The following is a 20,090-nucleotide window of genomic DNA, read 5'->3' as shown; positions in this document are numbered from 1 at the left end:
GCGGTCTCAGAAGTCGAACAGGTTCTGCCGGATGCCTCCGGCGCCGTACTCCCGTCGCAGGAGCCCACGGCGCCGGAGCACCGGCACGAGGTCGCCGAGCATCCGGTAGACCTGCGCCGGGTGCAGGTCGCCCGAGAAGATGATGCCGTCGTTGTCGGCGTCCTCGCCGAGATCCTCGATGAAGTCCGCGAACTCGTCGGCGGTGCCGACGAAGCCCTCGCGCGAGGACACCCGGCCCTTCCGGGCCTTGCGCTCCAGGAGCGTGCGCAGCGGTGCGTCGGGGGTGTCGCCGACGAGGCCGCGGATCGTCCCCGCCGAGACGTGGTCGCCGAACGTCCCCGCCGGGATCGGCGCGTCGAGGTCGAGCGCGAGCAGGTCCGTCTCGGAGTCGCTCGACCACGCGATCGCCGCGGTGCGGAGGTCGTCGTCGGACGGGTGCCGGGAGGCGTCGACGACGCGGTCCGCCTCGGCCGCCGACGACACGATCTCGGGCTTGAGGACGAACAGGATACGCAGGGCGTCGGCAGTGCGTCCGGCGTCGGCCGCGGCGGAGAGCACCCGCGCGCGGTAGTCCCGCACGGCTGCCGCGGACAGCGGTGCGAGCGCGAGCTGCACGTCCGAGTGCGTGCCGGCGAACCCGAGCCCCCGGCCGGAGCCGCCGGGGGAGACCACGATCGGGTCGGAGTCGAGCGGGAGGGCGTTGAGCGGGCCGTCCGCGGTGAAGTAGGCGCCCTCGTGGTGGAACGCGTCGAGGGCGTCGCCGTCGGCGAAGTGCCAGTCGGAGCGGTCCCCGACGTACCCGGAGCCCCACGAGTGCCAGAGCCGCCGCACGAGCTGCAACCACTCCTCGGCGCGGTCGTACGCGGCGTCGTGCGGGAGCGGGGCGAGCCCGGCGTGCCGAGCGCTCCCGGTGTCGGTCACGACGTTGACGCCGAAGCGGTCGCCGGAGAGGTGCGCGAGCGTCGCGAACTGCCGTGCGGCGAGGTACGGCGGGGTGAACCCGGCGTTCACGGTCGGGGCGATGCCGATGTGCGAGGTCGCGGCGAACAGGTACGGCGCGAGCAGGAGCGGGTCGTGCTTCGGGCCGCCGTACGCCTGCCGGATCCGCAGGTCGAGCGTCGACGGGTTGCCGAGCGAGATCGCGTCCTCGGCGATGACGAGGTCCATGCCGGCCTGCTCGAGGGCGCGGACGGACTGCTGGTACAGGTCGGGCTTCGTCCAGTCGTGCCCCCAGTCCCAGTCGGACCGGCCCCACGCCTGCGGGCCGAACCCGCGCGAGAAGAAGTACCCGAAGTGCTGCAGTCCGGCCATTGCCTAGAGTTCCTCCGCGATGACGTGGTTGCCGGGAACGGCGTGTTCGAGGGAGGCGAGCTCCGAGTCGGAGCCGACCCGCGCCTCCTGGCCCGCCCTCGCGCCGCGCAACGCCGCGAACCCGCGCGACAGGTCGCGGACCAGGTCCGCGACGTCCTCGATGCCGACCGACAGGCGGATGAGGCCGTCGTCGATGCCCTGGTCGGCGCGCTCCCGGGGCGTCTTGCCGGCGTGCGTCGTGGTGGCGGGGTGCAGGATCAGGGAGCGGACGTCACCGAGGTGGGTCATCCGGCTGAACAGCTGGACGCTGTCGATGAAAGTTCGCGCGGCGGCTTCGCCGCCGTCCAGCGTGAACGCGAAGACGGACCCGGCACCGCGCGGCAGGTAGCGCTGGGCGAGGTCGTGGAACGGACTGGAGGCGAGACCCGCGTAGTCGACGCTCGTCACCTCCGGCTGCTGCTCCAGGAAGGACGCGACGGCCAGCGCGTTCGCGCTGTGGCGTTCCACGCGCAGCGACAGCGTCTCGATGCCCTGGCGGAGCAGGAAGGAGTTGAAGGGGGAGGGCGTCGGGCCGATGCGCGAGGCGACGACGTCGCGTGCGAAGACGACGAACGCGCGGCTGCCGTAGCGCTCGACGTAGCTCTCGCCGCCGAGCGACCGTTCCGGGCTGGTCAGGTGCACCCAGCGGTCCGGAGTCGCCGACCAGTCGAAGGTGCCGCCGTCGACGACCACGCCGCCGAGCCCGGCACCGTGGCCGGAGAGGAACTTCGAGGCCGAGTGGACGACGATGTCGGCGCCGTGGTCGACCGGGCGCACGAGGTACGGCGTCGCGAGGGTGTTGTCGACGATGAGCGGCACACCCGCACGGTGCGCGGTGTCGGCGACGCCGGTGATGTCGAGGACGTCGTTCTTCGGGTTCGGGATCGTCTCGGCGAAGAACGCCTTCGTGTTCGGTCGGACGAGTCGCGCCCACTCGTCGAGGTCGCGCTGGTCCGCGACGAAGTCGACCTCGATCCCGAGGCGTCCGAGGTTCTGCACGAGCAGGCCCTTGGTGCCCTCGTAGATGCTGCGGGCCGCGACGACGTGGTCGCCGGACTGCAGGATGCCGAGGAACGCGACGGTGGCGGCGGCCTGCCCACTGCCCACCAGGATCGCCTCGACGCCGCGCTCGAGCAGCGCGACCCGGCGCTCGACGTCGGCGTTCGTGGGGTTGCCGAGCCGTGTGTAGGTGTAGCCGTCGTCGGTCCCGGCGAAGCGGTCGCGGGCCTGGTCGAAGTCGTCGAACAGGAAGCCCGAGGACATGTGGATCGCGGGGACCCTCGCACCGTGGCCCTGGTCGGGCTGGAACCCGCCGTGCACCTGCTCGGTCGCGAAACCGTGCGCCTCGTCCGTCAAGGGACACCTCCTGCCGTCGTCGTGCCGGTACTCTCGCAGGCTTCCCTCCCTGGTTCCCGTTTGCGGCGTTCCGTTACGGCGGGCGGCGGGCGCGTTCGCGCGGCGATCGCGACACTGCACCCGTCGATCGACGCGTGTGACGTCGGAAGGTGCGCACGCACCGGACTGGAGGCGCGGGTCGGCGCCGACCCGCGCCTCCCGTCCGGTGTCAGTCGCGGTGCGCGACCGTGGCGACCACCGCGGCCAGGCGTGCGGGCAGCCCGGGCGCGAGGCCCTCGGGCAGTGCGTCGAGGGCGAACCACCGGACGTCGTCGCTCTCGTCGCTGACGGTGGTCGCCCGAGCGGGATCGACCACGGCGACGAAGCCGACGTCCCAGTGCGCGGCGCAGGCGAAGCCCCCGTGCAGGTCGTGCCGGTCGAGGTCGGCCACGGAGGCGTCGAGCAGGTCGAGGTCGGCGATGCCGGACTCCTCGCGGGCCTCGCGACGGGCGGCATCGGCGAGGTCGCGGTCGCCCGGTTCGAGGTGTCCACCGAACTGCGCCCAGAACCGGCCCTTGCGGTGCAGGCACAGCAGCACGCTCCCGAGGTCGGGCGAGAACACGAAACACGACGCGGTGAGGTGCTCCGGGCCGCCGTCGCGTCGGAGTGCCGCGTCGCCGTTGGCCCGCACGAACGCGAGGAAGCGGTCGCGGTGCGGAGCGGTCGTCGCGGCGAGGGCGGTGGTCACGTCGTCGAGGTGCACCGTGCCATCGTCGCATCGGTCGTTGCGCGCGCGGGGTTGCGACGACGTCGATGTCGTACGACAGCGGGCTCGTCGTTGCCGCGCGTGCGCAACTGTTGCGCGCGCGGGGGTGCGACGACGTCGATGTCGTACGACGGCGACGATGTCGTTCCGAGTCGGCCACGGCCCACGGCCCACGGCCCACGGCCCGCCGCCCACCGCCGCACGCGTCAGAACAGCGCGCGGACCCCGTCTGAGACCGTCGCCCACACCTCGAGCAGCGGACCGCGCGCGAGCCACACCGCGGCGGCGTTCACGGCGACGAACAGCACGAACCACACCGTCGCCGGCACCCGCATCTCGGCCGCGGCGATGTGGAAGTCGGTCTGCACACGGGCCCCGGTCGCGAGCCACCGGGCGACCTGCACCACCGAGCGCAGCCCGTCCACGACGAAGAACGCACCGACCGCGGCGACGACGAGCACGGTCGTCTCGGACGGGCGCAGGGCGACCCAGAGCGCGAGCGCGTCGAAGCCGAGGACCACGAGGATCCCGAACCAGTTCCGCACGAACGCGAGCGCGACGAGCCCGACGACGCCGAGGACCACGACGGGCACCCACCTCGACCCGTGCAGCACCCCGGTCACGAGCAGCACGCCGGCCCAGAGCGGCGCGCTGTAGCCGGCGTAGAGGTTGACGATCCGCACGAGCCACCGGATCGCGCCGGGGACGCGGCCGAGCTGGACCCAGGCCTCGCCCGAGCCGTCCGGGTGCAGCTCGATGCGCTGGATGCGTCCGCCGAACGGCACGACGACGACGGCGTGCCCGACCTCGTGCGCGATCGTCGCGGCGATGCGCGCCACCCGGCCGACGAACGGCACGAACGGCAGGACCGCGCCCACGAGGAGCGCGGCGACGACGAGGGGCGGGGCTGCGGTGGTCAAGGGACCAGGATTGCAGCACCGCCCGGGACGAACCCGGCAAGACCCTGGGGGAGCAACGACGGCACCAGCGTCGCGGCGATCACGATGACCGTCGCGACGATGGCGAGCGCCGTGAGGACGGCGAGGAACACCGTCAGGCGGTTGAAGCGCGTGTGCCTGGCTATTCGACCGTCACCGACTTGGCGAGGTTCCTCGGCTTGTCCACGTCGCACCCCAGCTGGAGCGCGAGTTCGCGGGCGAGCATCTGCAGCGGGACGACGGCCTCGAGCGGACCCCACGGTGCGGTCGCGCGACCCCAGGCGAGGTCGCCGACGATGCGACGGCCGAGTGCGGGGATGTCCGACCCCTCGCCGCCGATCGTGATGACGAACCCGCCGCGGGCACGGACCTCGGCGATGTTCGCCTGCAGTCGGTGGTCGCCGTGGTCGATGACGACGACCGGGGTCCCCTCGTCGACGAGGGCGAGCGGGCCGTGCTTCAGCTCGCCGGCCGGGTAGGCCTCGGCCCAGCGGTAGCTGAGCTCCTTGAGCTTGAGCGCGCCCTCGGCCGCGTAGGGCAGCCCGGCACCGCGGCCGAGGAAGAGGAAGCCGGTCGCGTCCTTGACGCTCGAGACGAGCAGCGGGATGCGGTCGGCGGCGATCGCGGCGGCGTGGTCGATGCGGGCGGGGAGGTCGGAGAGCTCGCCGACGAGCGCGGCCGCGCGTTCGCCGTCGATCCGACCCGAGGCGACGAGCGCGGAGATCACCGCGGCGACGCCGACGACGACCTGCGCGGTGAACGTCTTCGTCGCGGCGACACCGATCTCCGGGCCGGCGTGGCAGTCGAGCACGGCGTCCGCCCGGCGGGCCAGGGACGAGTGCACGTTGTTCGTGAGGGCGAGCACCGGGTGCCGGTCCTCGAAGCGGTCGAGCGCGCGGAGGACGTCGGCGGTCTCGCCGGACTGGCTGATGGCGACCACGAGCGTGCCCGGGCCGAGCACCGCCTGGTCGGCCTCGCTCGCGACGACGATGTCCGTCGGCACGCCGCCGATGCCGCGCAGCGCGGTGGCGATCACCTGCCCGGCGTTGAGCGAGGTGCCGCACGCGACGATCGCCAGTCGGTGGAACCCGGGGAGCCCCAGGCCGACCCACATGCTGCCGTCGGCGGCCCGGCGGGCGACCCGGTCGAGGATCGAGGCGACGACCTCGGGCTGCTCCTCGATCTCCTTCGCCATGTGGTCCGGGTGGTCGCCGAGGTCGAGCGCGGTCGCGGCGAACGGGGACGGCGTCGGGAAGGGCACGGGGACCGTGACGCCGGAGGACGACCACGTCCAGGCCTCGCCGAGTTCGACGACGTCGCCGTCGCGGAGTGCCACGAAGGTCTCGCACCACTCGGCGATCGCCCCGATGTCGCTCGCAACGAAGTCGCCGCGGGCGGACCGTGCGACGACGAGGGGGGAGCGCTCGGCGGCGACGACCATGCGGCCGTCCCGGGCGTCGAGCACCACGATCGCCCACGAGCCCTCGAGCTGCGCGGTCGCGATCTGCACCGCGAGCATGAGGTCCGGGTCCACCGCGAGCGCTCGCTCGACGAGGTGCGCGATGACCTCGGAGTCGACGTCCGACGAGAACACGTGGCCCTGGCGCTCGAGCGTCGCACGGAGCCGGTCGGCGTTCTCGACGATGCCGTTGTGCACGATGCTGATCCGGCCGGAGCAGTCGGCGTGCGGGTGCGCGTTCGCCTCCCGCACGACGCCGTGCGTGGCCCACCGGGTGTGCCCGATCCCGACCCCCGTCAGCGCGTCGCCGGAGCGTGCGGCGACGAGCGTGCGCAGGTCACCGACGCGCGACACGGACCGGATGGTCTCGGTGCCGCCGTGGGCGGTCCGGACGGCGATGCCCGCCGAGTCGTACCCGCGGTACTCGAGTCGTTCGAGTCCGTCGAGCAGGTAGGGGGACGCGTCGTCGGTGACGCGGGCCGCGATGATGCCGCACATCTGGTTTCCCTTCGGGTGGGAGGAGCAGCTCGGGTGGGGGAGGGAGGGGCCTTGCGGCACCGACCGCCGTCGGGTCTGCCGTGCGTCCGGTCCGCCGGCCCGGGCCGCCGCCCGTCCTCGGATCAGGCGAGGACGGACGACGGCGTTCGTGGGCCGACGGTTCGGGTACCGGACGGGGTACCACGGGCGGGCTCCCGGAGGAGCACGGCGGTCGGTGCACGAGAAGCATCACCCGCCGGTCGGTGACACGGCAACGGTCGTCGCCCGCTCTTGCGGTTCACCGCGAGCGGTCCCCCGTTCGGAGGACAGGGCGTGCGGAGTCCCGCAACCCGCATCCACGGCCCGCACCGACGACGAACGGGAGGCGCGGTGCCAGCTGGCACCGCGCCTCCCGTCCGGTGGTGGGTGGTGGGTCGCGTCTCGACTACGTGAGCAGCGCGACCAGGTGCGAACGCGAGCGCGCTCCCACCTTGCGGTAGATCTGCGTCAGCCGCAGCTCCACCGTCCGCTGCGACATGAAGAGCGACGAGGCGATCTCGCGGTTGCGGTACCCCTCCGTCACCTTCTGCACGACGGCGCGCTCCTCCGCGGTGAGCGAGGTGAGCACCGCCGAGGCGTCCGGCGCGCTGCGCGGCGTCCCGGGCATCTGCGCGGACAGCACCGGCCCGGACCGGAGCGACGTCGGCGAGCCGAAGACCGGCATCGCGACCGTCGCGGCCGGGGTGGCCAGCGGACGCCGGAGCCCCGCCGCCTCGTACGCCGCCGCAGCGGCCGCACCGAGGCGCGGACGCTCCGTCGGGGTCCCCACGGCAGCGAGCGCCGCGAAGGTCCGAGCACGTTCGAACTGCGAGTCGTGCGGCTGGAACAGCTCCAGTGCACGGCGACGCGCGGTGTCACGGGTGGTGTCGTCCGCGACCAGCGCGAGGCTCCGTGCCAGGACGAGGGCGCCCCAGCGCGACGGGCGGGCGTGGTGGTCCGCCGCCAGCCGTGCGGCGATCGCCCGGGCGTCGTCGATCCGGTCGAGTCGCGTGTACGCCTCCACCAGGTCGCCGAGGTGCCGGAGCAGCGCCGGGTTCCGCAGGGAACGACCGATCGCGTCCGCCGCCTCGAGCGATGCCGCCGCCTCGTCGAGCCGACCGTCGAGCAGCAGCACCCGGCCGCGGAGGGCGTGCAGCTTGGCGGTCGCACCCCACAGTCGGTTCGTGGAGCGCTGCGCGAGGCACCGGTCGATGACCTCGAGCGCCTCGGGGGAGCGCCCCTCGGCGAAGTGCCGCCAGGCCAGGGCGATGGCACGGGACGGCTCGCGGAGCCGTTCGACCACCGACGACCCGGCTTCCCACACGTCGATCGCGCGGAGCGCCTGCCGGAAGTTCCCGGAGCGCACCTCGTTCTCGGCGGACAGGTAGCGCGCGGCCTCGGTCCAGACCGGCATGGCCTGCTGTCCCCGTGCGAGGACGAGGGCGAACACGCGGCGTGCGCTCCGGTACCGCTCGGCGATGCTCAACGCGTGGGCGAGCAGCAGCAGCGCCGGGTCGGACATGCCGACCAGCGTCGCGGTGGACAGCCCGTCGTGCAGGGCCGTGTCGGCCGGGAGGGTCCCGTCGACCGCGGCGATGAGCTCGTGCACGGTCCCGGTGATCTCCAGGGTGTGCGCGGACGCGGACCCCTTGAGCGGCTCGGCCCGGGCGAGGAGGTCCCTGGCGTGGTCGAGCTCCCAGGCCTCGGCCCGGAAGGAGGCGACCATCGCGAGGAGTCCGCTGAGCGCGTCCGCCTCGGCGGCGTTCTCGGGGTCGACCGGCACGAGGAGCTCGTCCGCGTGCACGGCGTCGCCGCTGAGGTACTGCACCGAGTACGACAGCCGGAGCCGCCGGGTCTCGTCCGCGGTCGCTCGGAACGGCCGGATCGCGGCGAGGTACCGCGCGGCGAAGCCGAGCAGCCGGTTCGCGAGCAGGGCCTCGGCGACACCGAGGAGCGCCGCGTGCTCGTCCTCGTGCCCGGAACCGATGTGCAGGGCGCGTTCGGTGAGCACGACCGCGGCCTGGGCGTTGCCGTCCACGACGTACGAGCGGGCTGCACGGAGCAGTGCGACCACGTCCGGGACGTCGTCGACGAAGCTGCGGTGCCACGCGGCCGCACGCGGGTCGGACTCGGCGCTCGCCGCGGCGAGTTCCGTGTGCGCGGCCCGACGGTCCCGTGCCGGCATCCGCCAGTACAGCGCGGAACGGACCAGGGGATCGCGGACCGAGACGGTCTGCCCCTTGACGGTCGTGAGTCCGGCGTGTGCCAGGTCGTCGAGCTCGTCGCGGTCCCAACCGGTGGTCTTCGCCACGGGGACGAGGGCCAACCGCGCCAGGACGTCCAGATCGCGTCCTGCTGCGGAACCGAGCACCAGGGCCGCGATGGCCTCGGTGGTCGGGGTCGGTCGGAGCGGCAGCACGAGCGGCTCGGAGCCGTTCAGCTGCTCGCGACTGAGCACGGCGAGCTGCTCGCGCAGTGCGCCGGGGTTGCCACCGGTCTCCTCGGCGAGGACGGCGAGGACACCCTCGTTCGCGTCTTCCGGAGCCATGTCACGGGCGAGCACGAGTGCTTCGTCCGAGGGCAGCGGTTCGATCCGGAGCGTCGGCAGGGCCGCGAGCGGTCCGGCCGGCGGCACGGTGCGGACCGTGGCGACGACGCGCAGTGCCGTACCGGCGAGCCGCGACGCGAGGAACGCGATGAGCTCCTGGCTCTCCACGTCCATGCGGTCGAGGTCGTCGATCAGCACGAGCGTCGGCGGCAGGGTGAGGGCGTGCACGGCGTCGAGGAAGTCGTGCGCTGCCGCCAGCCCCGGCGTCTGCCGGTCGACGGGTGCGCTCCCCTGGAGGAGGTGCGCGATGTGGGCCGTCGCACGGGGATCGTCGAGTGCGGTGAAGAGCGAGGTCACGCCGGCCAGGGGCCAGTGGGACTCACTCCCGTTCACTCCGACGCGTACGACGGGGAGGGAGACGCGGTTGGACACCGCGTCGAGGACGCTGCTGCGTCCGGAACCAGGGTCGCCGACGACGACCATCGCGGACTCACGAGGGAGTACAGCGAGGGTCGCGATCCGGTCGACCTCGAGACGGCGACCGGTGAGTGCCATGACTCACCGGCCTCCGGGCCCGGAAGCGGATGCAACGGAGGAGAGGGACCGGTCGGAGGCACGGCGGGTGACCGCGCGCAGAGCCGGACGTGGGGCACGCAGGGAAGAACGCGTGCCGGAGCAGTCGGAAACGGAATGCGGATGACGAGTGAGGGTGCACTCGGTTCCGCTCGGGAACGATGAAGTCATCGTCTGTATCACCCCTCGGGTTAGGGTCTTCGGACGAAGCACGACCGGTCTGGCATCCCGTTCGGAGCTAGGGACTCCGAAGCGGCACCTGACCTGTCGCCTGAAAGCAAGATAACTCAGGTTCTGGCTCGGATGGCCGGTCTCCGCAATCCGATGTCCACCCGCGGTGTCCCCAGTCCGGGGGGCCACGTGCCCCCCTCGGGGGGCGTTCCCGGATCGGCTCCGGCGATCCGCGGTACGAAACCGGGGTACAGCCGGTGTCCGCCGCAGGGCCGACCCGCGGGGTGGTCGTCGGTCGAGCGTTCGTGCCGACTCGGAACGACAACGCCGATGTCGTACGACGTCGATGATGTCGCTCCCGCGCGGCCGCAACGGTTGCGCGCGCGGGACTGCGACGAGGCCGCTGTCGTACGACGTCGACGATGTCGCACCGCGGCGCGTGCAACAGTTGCACGCGCCGGGCGTTCGGGGCCGTCAGCGGCGGATGACCTCGACCACGGCGTCGTGCACGAGTCCGTTCGTCGCGAGGGCGCTGCCGTGCCAGGGACCGGGATCGCCGTCGAGCGAGGTGAACCGGCCACCGGCCTCCTCGACGATCGGCACGAGCGCCGCCATGTCCCACGGCTTGAGGTCGGGTTCGCCGGCAACGTCGAGGACGCCCTCGGCCACGAGCATGTACGACCACATGTCGCCGTAGGCCCGGGTGCGCCAGACCCGACGGGAGAGCGTCACGAGGGCGTCCAGGCGGTCGTCGTCGTCCCACTGCTGGATGCTGTTGTAGCTCAGGCTGGCCTCGGCCAGGGAGTCGACGCCGGAGACGTGCAGTGGTCCGTCGAAGGAGTGCGCGCCGAGCCCCTCGGCCGCCCACCAGCGCTTGCCCAGGGCGGGGGCGCTCACGACGCCGAGGACCGGGCGCCCGTCCACCGCGAGCGCGATGAGGGTGGCCCAGACCGGGACGCCGCGGAGGTAGTTCGCGGTGCCGTCGATGGGGTCGACCACCCACTGGCGGTGGCCCTCGCTGACGGCCTCGGCGCCGGTGCCGGCGGTGGTCTCCTCGCCGAGGAAGGCGTCGTCGGGACGCTCGGCACCGAGCCGCTCGCGGAGCGCTCGTTCGACCGCCTGGTCGGCGTCGGTGACGTGCGTGCTGTCGGCCTTCTTCGACACGTGCAGGTCGGCGGCACGGAACCGCTCGAGGCTGATCGCGTCGGCGGTGTCGGCGAGGGAGCGGGCGAAGTGCAGGTCGGCGCTGAGGTCCACGGTCGCCAGCGTAGCGGGGGCTACGCCGCCACGACCTCTTCCTCCTCGAGGGCGGTGACCTCGCGCTCGCGGGCGATGCGGGCCCGGCGGGCGACGAGACCGTGCACGACGACGCAGAGCAGCACGGCTGCGGCGAGCCAGAGTGCCAGCACGAGCGACGACCGACCGAGCGAGGCGCCCGGGAAGTACTGCAGGTCCTGCGCTGCCTGGAGCCAGGCGGCGCCGCTCCAGAACGTGTTGAGACCGGCGAAGAACCCCGGCTGGAACGCCGGCTGGAAGATGCCACCGGACGACGTGAAGTTCAGCATCACGAACAGCATCGTGAGGATCGGGGTCGTCCACCGACCGAGCAGCGGGTGGAGGCCGACCCCGAGCGCGACGATGATCGCGTCGTACATCCAGGCGAACAGGAAGATCTCCCACCGGTTCGTCGTGATGATGCCGTACAGCGGACCGGCGATGAGGATGCCGATGCCCGCGACCACTCCGGCCGTCGCGAGGCCGGTGACGGCGGTCCACAGCGGTCGCAGCCGGGTGGCGAAGGCGGCCACCGCGATCGCGGACGCGTAGCCGCCGACGCTCAGGGCGACGAGCAGGAAGAACAGGCCCTGTCCGGTGGTGTCCTCGTCGCCGGAGGGCACGACGTCCTGCACCGTGAAGGGCAGGTGCGACCGGTAGGCGATCGGCATGAAGATCTTCTGGGCCGCGCTGGCGGTGGTCTCCGACGCCGCGGTCGAGACGTAGAGCGTCGCCCCGGTCGCGGTCGGCGCGTACACGGCAGCGAGGTCGCGGTCACGGACCTGGCGCTCGGCCTCGGCGGTGGAGGACACGACGTGGGTGACGAGTGCGCCGTCCGACTCGTCCGTGACGGTCTGCGCGAACACCTGCGTCGCCGCACCCTGTCCGACGATGCCGACCGGGAGGTCGTGCGGCGTCGGGGCGTGGAAGGCGCCGAGGTAGGCGAGACCCATGCCGATCGCGAGGAAGAGGGGCACGAGGATGTGCGAGCCGAAGCTCAGCAGGGTGCGGCCGAGTCCCTGCGGACGGAGCGTCGACGGGCCGTTCGGCTGACGCGGGGCCCTGGAGGCCCGAGGGGCGGCGTGCGAGTGGTTGTGGGGGGAGGTGGTGTGCACGTGCGACGTCGTTGTCGTCATGGGGGAGGACGGGGCGTCGACGGCGGGGGTCGGCGCAAAGTTGTACTTTGCAACTTCAGACACGAAGGGCAACTGTACAACGTCGGTGCACACCTGTCGACCCGGGTGCTGCGCGAGGCGCGAGGCGCGAGGCACGCCGGCGCGGCGCGCTACTCCGTGCCCGGGTCCTCGGCGCCCATGCCGGTCAGCAGCGCGCGGAACGAGTCGAGCCGCTCGACCCCGGTCGACCCGAGCTCGCCGGCCTGCACCCGGTCGACGATCTCCCAGTCGTGCGCCTGGGAGAGGGGGATCCCGTCCGCCGGCTCGCGGACGGGCACGGCGTGCGAGGCGAAGGCACGGAACACGTTCGCCGGGTCGACGTGTCCGAGCCCGAACGACCGGACACCCGGGGTGTCGATGATCCACCCGCCGTCCCGCACCTGCAGCGCGATCGACGACGACGAGGTGTGCCGTCCCCGACCGGTCACCGAGTTGACGACCCCGGTGGCCCGGGAGGACCCGGTCAGCGCGTTCACGAGCGTCGACTTGCCGACGCCCGAGTGCCCGACGGTCACGGTCACCTTGTCGTCGAGGACCTCGTGCAGGGCGTCGAACGGCACGTCGTCCGAGCGGCTCGTCACGATGCGCAGGTCGAGGCAGGCGAAGTGCGCGAGGAACTCGGTGGGATCGGCGAGGTCGGTCTTCGTGATGCAGAGGATCGGGTCGAGGCCGGCGTCGAACGCCGCCACGAGGTACCGGTCGATCAGTCGGGTGCGCGGCTCGGGGTCGGCGGCGGCCACGACGATGAGCATCTGGTCGGCGTTCGCCACGATGACGCGCTCGACCTCGTCGGTGTCGTCGGCGCTCCGGCGCAGCAGCGTGGTGCGCTCGGCGACCTTCACGATGCGCGCGAGGGAGCCCGGTTCACCGGAGACGTCGCCGGCGAGGTGGACCGTGTCGCCGGTGACGACGGACTTCTTCCCCAGCTCGCGGGCCTTCGTGGCCGTGATGACCCGGTCCCCGACGAGCACGCCGAAGCGCCCGCGGTCGACGTTCGTCACCCACCCCGTGGGGGCGTCCTCGTACGTCGGACGGACCTTCGTGCGGGGGCGGTTGCCCTTCGGGTTGGGCCGGACCCGGACGCTCGACTCGTCGTACTGCCCGTACGGCTCGTCCGCGTCGGAGTCGTCGCCGTCGACGTCGTCCCACCAGCTCATCGCGTCAGACCCCCGCGTCCCCGGTCGCGACCAGGGCCGCCCACAGCTCGGGGAACTGCGGCAGCGTCTTCGCGGTCGAGCCGATGTCGTCGACGGCGACGCCGTCGACGACGAGGCCCACGACCGCGCCGGCCGTCGCCATGCGGTGGTCGTCGTACGCGGCCCAGTCGCCGCCGTGGAGCGCGGCAGGCTCGATGCGGAGGCCGTCGTCGAGTTCGTGCACCGTGCCTCCCGAACGGTTGACGTCCAACGCGAGCGCGGCGAGACGGTCCGTCTCGTGCCCACGCAGGTGGCCGATCCCGGTGATCGCGGACGGGCCGTCGGCCAGGACCGCCAACGCGACCAGGGCCGGCGCGAGCTCGCCGCCGCGGCTGAGGTCGAGTTCGAGACCCGGGAGGGAGGCGCCACCCCGGACTCCGACGCCGCCGTCGAAGACGAGGTCGTCGCCGTCCCGCGTGACGGTCGCGCCCCACAGGGGGAGGAGCCGCTCGAGGTCGGCGCCCACCTGGGTCGTCGCCGTCGGCCAGGTGCGGATGCGGACGGTGCCGCCGGCGACGAGCGCCGCCACGGCGAACGGCGCGGCGTTCGACAGGTCGGGTTCGATGGTGACGTCGCGGGCGGCGATGGGTCCGGGGTGCACGACCCACTCGCCGACCGCGGGCTCGTCGACCCGGACGCCGCGGGCACGGAGGGCGGCGACGGTCATCTCGATGTGCGGCATGCTCGGCAGGCGCTCGCCGACGTGCGTGAGGTGCAGGCCCTCGTCGAAGCGCGGGGCGGAGAGCAGGAGCCCGGAGACGAACTGCGACGAGGCCGAGGCGTCGATCGAGAGCGATCCGCCGCGGACCGAGCCGGTACCGGTGAACGAGAACGGCATCGCGCCGCCGCCGTCGTCGGTGACGTCCACGCCGAGGTCGACGAGCGCCTGGATGATGGCGTGCATCGGCCGCTTGCGCGCGTACGGGTCGCCGTCGATCGTGACCGGCCCGACCGCGAGGGCGGCGAGGGGCGGCAGGAAGCGCATCACGGTGCCGGCGAGTCCGCAGTCCACCCGGACGTCGCCGTGCATCGGCGCCGGTGTGATCCGGAGGTCGGGGCCGTACGGGTTCGGGGCTGCGCCGGGCGCCGGCGGGACCTCGTCGATCCCGACGCCGAGCTGCCGGAGCGCCTCGACCATGAGCGCCGAGTCGCGCGAGTGCAGCGGCAGCCGGATGGTCGACGGACCGTCGGCGAGGGCGGCGAGCACGAGTTCGCGGTTGGTGAGCGACTTCGACCCGGGCAGCGACACGTCGCCGCGCAGCGGACCCCGCGCGTGCGGGGCGATCCAGGGCTCGGTCCGGGACTGGGAATGCGTCGTGACTGCCATCGGTTCACAAGGGTACTGAACGCACCGGGAGGATCAGTGGCGACAGCGACACTTGCACGACCGCGGACGACTCTGCCCGCCGTGCCGACGACGCTCGGGAGCACCGTCGGCCTAGACTCGACGGCGATGACGACCGACGAACCGCACGCAGCACCGCACGACCTGGTCGAGGAGACCGAGGCGCAGCTCGACGCGGTGTCCGGAGAAGCAGCTCTGCGCGAGGACGAGGCCAGCGACGACGAGGCCGGCGCGGTCGACGTCGTCGACGCGAAGACCGTCTCCGAGGCCGAGCTCCGTTCCCTCTTCGAGGACCAGGCGCTGCCCTTCATGGACCAGCTCTACGGTGCCGCGATGCGGATGACCCGCAACCCGGCCGACGCGTCCGACCTCGTGCAGGAGACCTTCGTCAAGGCCTTCGCCGCGTTCCGCCAGTTCAAGCAGGGCACGAACCTCAAGGCCTGGCTGTACCGCATCCTCACGAACACGTTCATCAACACGTACCGCAAGAACCAGCGCAACCCGTACCAGGGCACGATCGACGAGCTCGAGGACTGGCAGCTCGGCGGCGCGGAGAGCGTGACGCAGTCGATCTCGGCGCGCTCCGCCGAGGCCGACGCCATCGACCACCTGCCGTCCTCCGCCGTGAAGGACGCGCTGCAGGCCATCCCGGAGGACTTCCGGATGGCCGTCTACTTCGCCGATGTCGAGGGGTTCTCCTACCAGGAGATCGCCGACATCATGAAGACCCCCGTGGGGACGGTCATGAGCCGCCTCCACCGTGGCCGCCGGCTCCTCCGCGGGCTCCTGGCCGACCACGCACGTGAGACCGGCATCGTCCCGGACGCAGCGTCGACGGCGACGATGCGCGGACGAGGCCGGAAGGTTGCCGCGGCGTCGAGCCGCGTCGAAGGGAAGGAAGCGCGATGAGCGGCTGCGACTGCTCGAAGGCAAAGGCCGAGCTCGAGGAGTTCCTGCACGGGGAGCTCTGCCGCGAGGACGCGGCAGACATCCGTGAGCACATGGACGACTGCGAGGACTGCACGACCGAGCACCGCGTCGGCGTCGTCCTCATCGAGACGGTCCGTCGTGCGTGCAAGGAGACGGCACCCGAGGAACTCCGCACCGAGATCCTCGCCCGCATCCGCCTGGAGCAGGCCACCCACTGAACGTCCCGGCGGGAACGTCCCGGCAGCCGTCGTCACACGCACGGGGCTGTCGGTAGTGTCGCGGGCATGACCCTCTCCGTCGAGTCGATCACCACCTGGTCCGACACGGACGTCGCCGACGTCGCCGCCCTCGTCCGACTGCTCGGCCACGAGGTCGACGACGCCCCCATGCGCGCCCGCCTCGAGCGGCTCACGCCCGAGGCCGGACACCGCACCTGGGTGGTGCGGGACGACGACGGTCGTGCGATCGCGGTCGCCGGCGCGCAGGTCACGTGGGCGTACGCGAGCGACGAGCCGACGGCGCAGCTGCTGCTGATGGTGGTCGACGAGTCGGCCAGGAGGCTCGGCACCGGTTCGGCGCTCATCGGCACGTTCGAAGCATGGGCGGTCGAGCAGGGCGCGCGTCGCCTCAGCGCCGTCAGTGCTGCGGCCACGGACAGCGCGCACCGGTTCTACCAGAAGCGCGGGTACCACGACGCCGGGGTGCGCTACACGAAGATCGCGTAGCGCACCCCGGCGTCGGGCGTCAGCCCAGCGCTCGCGTGATGACGTCGGTCGCTTCCTGTGCGGAGCGCTTCGACGACCCCGTGGCCGGCGCGGCACTCGCAGGACGCGCGGCGACCGACAGCGGCCGACCGTCGAGGTGCGGCGACAGGTTCATGCACACGAACGGCCAGGCGCCCTGGTTCTCCGGCTCTTCCTGCGCCCACACGACGTCGGCGCCCGGGTAGCCCGCGAGCACCTGGAGGATCTGCTCGAGGGGGAGCGGGGCGAGCTGCTCGAGCCGGACGAGGGCGACGTCGGTGGCGCCGCGCTTGTCGAGCTCGGCGCGCAGGTCGTGGTGCACCTTGCCGGAGTGCAGGACCACCCGGCGCACCGCCGACTTGTCGGTCACGCGGTCGTCGTCGAGGACCTCGGAGAAGGTGCCGCTCGTGAACGCGTCCACCGGGCTCGTCGCCTGGCGGAGACGCAGCATCGCCTTCGGGGAGAACACGATGAGCGGCTTCTGCGGCCGCTCCCACGCCTGACGTCGCAGCAGGTGGAAGTACGACGCCGGGGTCGACGGCCGGGCCACGACCATGTTGTCCTCGGCGCAGAGCTGCAGGTACCGCTCGATGCGCGCCGACGAGTGGTCCGGTCCCTGGCCCTCGTAGCCGTGGGGGAGCAGGAGCACGAGGCCCGAGCGCTGTCCCCACTTCTGCTCGGCGGAGGAGATGAACTCGTCGATGACGGTCTGGGCGCCGTTCGCGAAGTCGCCGAACTGCGCCTCCCACAGGACGAGGGCCTCGGGACGCTCGACCGAGTACCCGTACTCGAACGCCATCGCCGCGTACTCGCTGAGCAGCGAGTCGTAGATGTACAGGCGGGCCTGGTCCTCGGTGAGGTTCGCGAGCGGCAGCCACTCCTGGCCGTTCACCCGGTCGTGGAAGACGGCCTGGCGCTGTACGAAGGTGCCACGGCGGGCGTCCTGCCCGGCGAGCCGGACCGGCTTGCCCTCGACGAGGATCGACCCGATGGCCATGAGCTCCGCCATCGCCCAGTCGACGCCGCCGTTGCGGGTCATGTCGGTGCGCTTGGACAGGAGCTGCTGGAGCTTCGGGTGCACTTGGAAGCCCGCGGGCGGGTTGCTGTGCGCGTCGCCGATGGCCCGGACGAGTTCCGCGGACACGGCTGTCTCGTGCACCTCGACCTCGGAGTCGTCGCGCTGCGCTGCCGGTCGTTCGAGGCCCTGCACGGCGCCGTCATCGTCGACCGTGATGACCGGGATCGTGCCGGTCTGTGCCTCATGCGTCTCGGCGAAGGCGCGTTCCAGGCGGTCCTGGAAGTCGCGGTGCGCCTCGTCGTACTCCTCTTGCGTGATGTCGCCGCGGCCGACGAGGGCCTCGGTGTAGAGGGTGCGGACGGAGCGCTTCGCCTCGATGAGGTTGTACATGAGCGGCTGCGTCATCGACGGGTCGTCGCCCTCGTTGTGTCCGCGGCGGCGGTAGCAGATGAGGTCGATGACGACGTCGCGGTGGAACTCCTGCCGGTAGGCGAAGGCGAGCTCGGCGACGCGGGCGACGGCCTCGGGGTCGTCCCCGTTCACGTGGAAGATCGGCGCCTGGATCGTCTTCGCCACGTCGGTGGAGTACACCGAGCTGCGGGCCGACTCCGGCGGGGTGGTGAACCCGACCTGGTTGTTGATCACGAGGTGCACGGTGCCGCCGGTGCGGTAGCCGCGCAGCTGCGACATCTGCAGGGTCTCGACCACGACGCCCTGACCGGCCATCGCGGCGTCGCCGTGGACCAGCACGGGCAGGACGCCGAACGTGCCGGGGGCCTGCCGGTCCTGCTTCGCGCGGACGATGCCCTCGAGCACGCTGTCGACGGCCTCGAGGTGGGACGGGTTCGCGGCGATCGTCACCGGGATGGCGGTGCCGTCGCTGGCGCGGAACACGCCCTCGGTGCCGACGTGGTACTTCACGTCGCCCGAACCCTGGCCGGAGACGGCGCCGGGGAGCGACGACCCCTCGAACTCGCGGAAGATCTGGCCGTAGGTCTTGCCGGCGATGTTCGTCAGCACGTTGAGCCGGCCGCGGTGGGCCATGCCGATCGCGACTTCTTCGAGGCCGGCGGTCGCCGCGCGCTGGATGAGCGAGTCGAGGAACGCGATGGTGGACTCGCCGCCCTCGAGCGAGAAGCGCTTCTGGCCGACGTACTTCGTCTGCAGGAAGGTCTCGAACGCCTCGGCCTCGTTGAGCTTGCCGAGGACGCGGAGCTGGTCGTCCTTCGACGGCTTCGAGTACGGGACCTCGATGTGGGCCTGCACCCAGCGACGCTGTTCCGGGTCCTGGATGTGCATGTACTCGATGCCCACCGTGCGGCAGTAGGCGTCGCGGAGGATCCCGAGCACGTCGCGCAGCGGGGCGTTCGTCGTGCCGGCGAGGCCGCCGGTGACGAACTCGCGGTCGAGGTCCCAGAAGGTCAGCCCGTGGCTCTCGATCTCGAGGTCGGGGTGGGTGCGCTGCCGGTACTCGAGCGGGTCGATGTCCGCCATGAGGTGCCCGCGGACACGGAAGCTGTTGATGAGCTCCTGCACGCGTGCCGTCTTGTTCACCCGGTGCGCGAGGTCGACGTTGATGTCGTTCGCCCACTGGATCGGCTTGTAGGGGATCCGGAGCGCCGCGAAGATGCCCTCGTAGAAGCCGTGCTCGCCGATGAGCCGCTCGTGCACCTTCTTGAGGTACTCGCCCGACCCGGCGCCCTGGATGACGCGGTGGTCGTAGGTGCTCGTGAGCGTGATGGTCTTGCCGATGCCGAGCTCGACGAGGGTCTTCGCCGCCGAGCCCTGGAACTGCGCCGGGTACTCGAGGGCACCGGCGCCGATGATGGCACCCTGCCCCTTCGTCAGGCGCGGCACCGAGTGGACCGTGCCGATGCCGCCCGGGTTCGTCAGCGAGATCGTCGTGCCCTGGAAGTCGGCCGGCGTGAGCTTGTTGTCACGGGCACGCTTGACGAGGTCCTCGTAGGCGGAGAGGAACTGGCCGAACGTGAGGGTCTCGGCGCGCTTGATGCTCGGGACGAGCAGGGAGCGCGAGCCGTCCTTCTTCGGGACGTCGATCGCGATGCCGAGGTTGACGTGCGCGGGAGCCACCACGAAGGGCTTGCCGTCGCGCTCCTCGTAGAAGACGTTCTGACTCGGGAAGTCCTTGAGTGCCTGCACCATCGCCCACCCGATGAGGTGCGTGAACGAGATCTTGCCGCCGCGGGCCCGGCGCAGGTGGTTGTTCACGACGATGCGGTTGTCGATCATCAGCTTCGCCGGGATCGTCCGCACGCTCGTCGCGGTCGGGACCGTGAGCGAGGCGTCCATGTTCGAGGCGAGCGTCTTCGCCATGCCCCGGAGCGGGGTCGCCACGTCCTCGTGGGTCTCCTCGTGGTCGTCGGCCTCGTCGTTGGCCTCGGCCGGGATCGGCTGCGGCGTGGGCTGGCGCGACGTGGTCTTCGCCTGGATCGGCCCGGACTTCGCCTCGCCGGGGGCGTCACCGGTCGCGGGCTGCTGGGTCGTGGACTGCTGCTGCTCCGAGGCGGCCGGAGCAGCGGGGGCGGAGGGGGACGGAGCCGGTGCGGACGCGTCGCCGCCCTGGGTGCGGTGGTAGCTCTCGAGGACCGGCCACCAGGACTTGTCGACGGACTCCTTGTCGGCGACGAACTGCTCGTAGAGCTCGTCGACGAGCCACTCGTTCGCCCCGAATTCGCCCGCGGTCTCGTCCGTTCCGGTCAGATGGCTCGACACAGCCGATCGCCCACTCTCC

15 protein-coding genes are annotated in these 20,090 nt (G+C 72.1%); 3 read left to right on the top strand and 12 right to left on the bottom strand.

Features of this window, described 5'->3' with window-relative positions; translation table 11 throughout:
- Nucleotides 1–6 precede the first annotated feature (6 nt).
- The 11 genes from J2X60_RS15775 to aroA form a co-directional block, all read right to left on the bottom strand.
- Complete coding sequence (locus J2X60_RS15775) at nucleotides 7–1,311, bottom strand: LLM class flavin-dependent oxidoreductase (RefSeq protein ID WP_309888833.1); 1,305 nt, start codon at nucleotides 1,309–1,311, stop codon at nucleotides 7–9.
- A gap of 3 nt (nucleotides 1,312–1,314) precedes the next feature.
- The gene (locus J2X60_RS15770; protein WP_309888831.1) at nucleotides 1,315–2,706 is read right to left on the bottom strand and encodes a PLP-dependent transferase; all 1,392 of its coding nucleotides are present in this window, start codon (nucleotides 2,704–2,706) and stop codon (nucleotides 1,315–1,317) included.
- A gap of 208 nt (nucleotides 2,707–2,914) precedes the next feature.
- On the bottom strand, nucleotides 2,915–3,448 hold the full coding sequence (locus J2X60_RS15765) for an NUDIX domain-containing protein (RefSeq protein ID WP_309888829.1): 534 nt from the start codon (nucleotides 3,446–3,448) through the stop codon (nucleotides 2,915–2,917).
- A gap of 209 nt (nucleotides 3,449–3,657) precedes the next feature.
- The gene (locus tag J2X60_RS15760; RefSeq protein ID WP_309888826.1) at nucleotides 3,658–4,371 is read right to left on the bottom strand and encodes a M50 family metallopeptidase; all 714 of its coding nucleotides are present in this window, start codon (nucleotides 4,369–4,371) and stop codon (nucleotides 3,658–3,660) included.
- Nucleotides 4,368–4,502, bottom strand: coding sequence for a hypothetical protein (locus J2X60_RS15755; protein ID WP_309888824.1), 135 nt, complete (start codon nucleotides 4,500–4,502; stop codon nucleotides 4,368–4,370). Before J2X60_RS15755 ends, J2X60_RS15760 begins: the two co-directional genes overlap by 4 nt.
- Nucleotides 4,503–4,531: 29 nt before the next feature.
- On the bottom strand, nucleotides 4,532–6,346 hold the full coding sequence (gene glmS, locus J2X60_RS15750; protein WP_309888822.1) for a glutamine--fructose-6-phosphate transaminase (isomerizing): 1,815 nt from the start codon (nucleotides 6,344–6,346) through the stop codon (nucleotides 4,532–4,534).
- A gap of 424 nt (nucleotides 6,347–6,770) precedes the next feature.
- Nucleotides 6,771–9,467, bottom strand: coding sequence for a LuxR C-terminal-related transcriptional regulator (locus J2X60_RS15745; protein WP_309888820.1), 2,697 nt, complete (start codon nucleotides 9,465–9,467; stop codon nucleotides 6,771–6,773).
- Nucleotides 9,468–10,130: 663 nt separating this feature from the next.
- On the bottom strand, nucleotides 10,131–10,913 hold the full coding sequence (locus J2X60_RS15740; RefSeq protein ID WP_309888819.1) for an inositol monophosphatase family protein: 783 nt from the start codon (nucleotides 10,911–10,913) through the stop codon (nucleotides 10,131–10,133).
- Between the two features lie 20 nt (nucleotides 10,914–10,933).
- Nucleotides 10,934–12,130 carry a hypothetical protein gene (locus tag J2X60_RS15735; protein ID WP_309888816.1) on the bottom strand — a complete coding sequence of 399 codons (1,197 nt, stop codon included), beginning with the start codon at nucleotides 12,128–12,130 and terminating at the stop codon, nucleotides 10,934–10,936.
- Between the two features lie 86 nt (nucleotides 12,131–12,216).
- Complete coding sequence (gene rsgA, locus J2X60_RS15730; RefSeq protein WP_070416372.1) at nucleotides 12,217–13,263, bottom strand: ribosome small subunit-dependent GTPase A; 1,047 nt, start codon at nucleotides 13,261–13,263, stop codon at nucleotides 12,217–12,219.
- 4 nt (nucleotides 13,264–13,267) lie between these two features.
- Nucleotides 13,268–14,629 (bottom strand): 3-phosphoshikimate 1-carboxyvinyltransferase, encoded by a 1,362-nt coding sequence (gene aroA, locus J2X60_RS15725; RefSeq protein ID WP_309888814.1) that lies wholly within the window; start codon nucleotides 14,627–14,629, stop codon nucleotides 13,268–13,270.
- Nucleotides 14,630–14,755: 126 nt separating this feature from the next.
- Between aroA and J2X60_RS15720 the strand changes: the two genes are divergently transcribed.
- The 3 genes from J2X60_RS15720 to J2X60_RS15710 all read left to right on the top strand — a co-directional run bounded on the left by J2X60_RS15720 (nucleotide 14,756) and on the right by J2X60_RS15710 (nucleotide 16,302).
- Nucleotides 14,756–15,556 (top strand): sigma-70 family RNA polymerase sigma factor, encoded by an 801-nt coding sequence (locus J2X60_RS15720; protein ID WP_309888812.1) that lies wholly within the window; start codon nucleotides 14,756–14,758, stop codon nucleotides 15,554–15,556.
- Entirely contained in the window at nucleotides 15,553–15,795 is a 243-nt protein-coding gene (locus tag J2X60_RS15715; protein ID WP_070416370.1) for a zf-HC2 domain-containing protein, read from the top strand. The genes J2X60_RS15720 and J2X60_RS15715 overlap by 4 nt, the downstream gene beginning before the upstream one ends.
- 66 nt (nucleotides 15,796–15,861) lie before the next feature.
- Nucleotides 15,862–16,302 (top strand): GNAT family N-acetyltransferase, encoded by a 441-nt coding sequence (locus J2X60_RS15710; RefSeq protein ID WP_309888810.1) that lies wholly within the window; start codon nucleotides 15,862–15,864, stop codon nucleotides 16,300–16,302.
- A gap of 19 nt (nucleotides 16,303–16,321) precedes the next feature.
- Here the strand turns inward: J2X60_RS15710 and J2X60_RS15705 are convergent, their stop codons facing one another.
- Nucleotides 16,322–20,071 (bottom strand): multifunctional oxoglutarate decarboxylase/oxoglutarate dehydrogenase thiamine pyrophosphate-binding subunit/dihydrolipoyllysine-residue succinyltransferase subunit, encoded by a 3,750-nt coding sequence (locus tag J2X60_RS15705; protein ID WP_309888808.1) that lies wholly within the window; start codon nucleotides 20,069–20,071, stop codon nucleotides 16,322–16,324.
- Nucleotides 20,072–20,090: the final 19 nt, after the last annotated feature.

Source organism: Curtobacterium sp. 320 (genome assembly GCF_031455235.1).
In the GTDB taxonomy this organism is placed as follows: domain Bacteria; phylum Actinomycetota; class Actinomycetes; order Actinomycetales; family Microbacteriaceae; genus Curtobacterium.
Note: the sequence above shows the minus strand (reverse complement) of the source record. Positions and strands in the feature narration are given on the sequence as shown.

Excerpts from the sequence above, each read along its gene's own strand:
- J2X60_RS15715 (WP_070416370.1), top strand. The coding sequence starts at position 15,553 with ATGAGCGGCTGCGACTGCTCGAAGGCAAAGGCCGAGCTCGAGGAGTTC.
- J2X60_RS15775 (WP_309888833.1), bottom strand. The coding sequence starts at position 1,311 with ATGGCCGGACTGCAGCACTTCGGGTACTTCTTCTCGCGCGGGTTCGGC.
- J2X60_RS15710 (WP_309888810.1), top strand. The coding sequence starts at position 15,862 with ATGACCCTCTCCGTCGAGTCGATCACCACCTGGTCCGACACGGACGTC.
- glmS (WP_309888822.1), bottom strand. The coding sequence starts at position 6,346 with ATGTGCGGCATCATCGCGGCCCGCGTCACCGACGACGCGTCCCCCTAC.
- J2X60_RS15745 (WP_309888820.1), bottom strand. The coding sequence starts at position 9,467 with ATGGCACTCACCGGTCGCCGTCTCGAGGTCGACCGGATCGCGACCCTC.
- aroA (WP_309888814.1), bottom strand. The coding sequence starts at position 14,629 with ATGGCAGTCACGACGCATTCCCAGTCCCGGACCGAGCCCTGGATCGCC.
- rsgA (WP_070416372.1), bottom strand. The coding sequence starts at position 13,263 with ATGAGCTGGTGGGACGACGTCGACGGCGACGACTCCGACGCGGACGAG.
- J2X60_RS15720 (WP_309888812.1), top strand. The coding sequence starts at position 14,756 with ATGACGACCGACGAACCGCACGCAGCACCGCACGACCTGGTCGAGGAG.